This window comes from Shewanella sp. 10N.7 (assembly GCF_020806285.1).
GTDB lineage: Bacteria > Pseudomonadota > Gammaproteobacteria > Enterobacterales > Shewanellaceae > Shewanella > Shewanella electrodiphila.
The window spans coordinates 1-950 of sequence record NZ_JAJGZS010000062.1; the positions used below are offsets into that span (position 1 = coordinate 1).

At 37.4% G+C, this 950-nt stretch carries 1 protein-coding gene; it reads right to left on the bottom strand.

Annotated elements, in window-relative coordinates; genetic code table 11:
- Positions 1–51 precede the first annotated feature (51 nt).
- A complete protein-coding gene (locus LMH66_RS20205) occupies positions 52–435 on the bottom strand; it encodes a DUF6678 family protein (RefSeq protein ID WP_229372709.1) in 384 nt (127 codons plus the stop codon).
- Between the last annotated feature and the right edge of the window lie 515 nt (positions 436–950).

The following is a 950-nucleotide window of genomic DNA, read 5'->3' on the forward strand; positions in this document are numbered from 1 at the left end:
TGTTCAACACTTGGGATAAGGACGCGGCTACGCGCGGCCTATCCTTATCTGTTAGGTATACTCTTCACCGAAACTCTCGTAACACTTTGGAAAGTAACCCCAAACTCTGATTGTTGACTTGGTTGTTTCAAACTCAAAGCCAATTTTTCGCACTAAAGTTAATACAGTTTCAGTTAGTTCTATATCAATCCACTCAACGTTAAGTAGTGGGAATGGTAAGTGATAATACCATTCGCTATCCCAGCCCGATATGTAGCCATTAACTACCTTAGTTCGGTAGCAAGGTGGATTAGGAAGTTCTCGCATTTCTGAGATGAGTTCATTCCATTTTGTGTTGTTGGCAGCACCAACTAATTGCTTTTCAGCAATGATCCTTTTAGCTTCTTTCACGTCCTTTTCATCGGACACTGCATCAGCCATTGGCAGAAGACTCATGTGTATACCTAACAGCTTATTAGCGAGAATTCCGATAAACACCCCAAGGCCACTTACCAAAACTCAATCACTTTTCAGCATGATTTATTAATAATTTTAATAACTTAACAGCCATCAAAATTTAAATCAATCGACTAAATAGTGGATAAAACCGAGAATAGAGATAACCGAGAATTACCTTGGGTCGTTATGTAAACTTATTCAAGAATAAAATGTATATTTTTCAACAATATAAATTTTTTCGGTTGGTAAATCCGAGAACTTTTGGCTTTTACATAACGAGAAGCAAATGCTGTCAATTGCTGCATTTTAATTATAACTGTGTATACATACAGCTATAATTAAAAGGCTAACAAACTTTGGGACAAAAACGTTTTAAGGTTACCAATTCTATACTTCATTTATATTGGCTCAGTTACAGCAGACCATTACTTCTATCTAATCCATTGCCTGCCACAGGGATGTTCAGGATGAACGGAATGTCGCGATCACATGGTCAATGATGTTCCCTACAT

What these genes read in the sequence shown, in the direction of transcription:
- LMH66_RS20205 (WP_229372709.1), bottom strand. Translation starts at nt 435, where the DNA reads ATGAGTCTTCTGCCAATGGCTGATGCAGTGTCCGATGAAAAGGACGTG.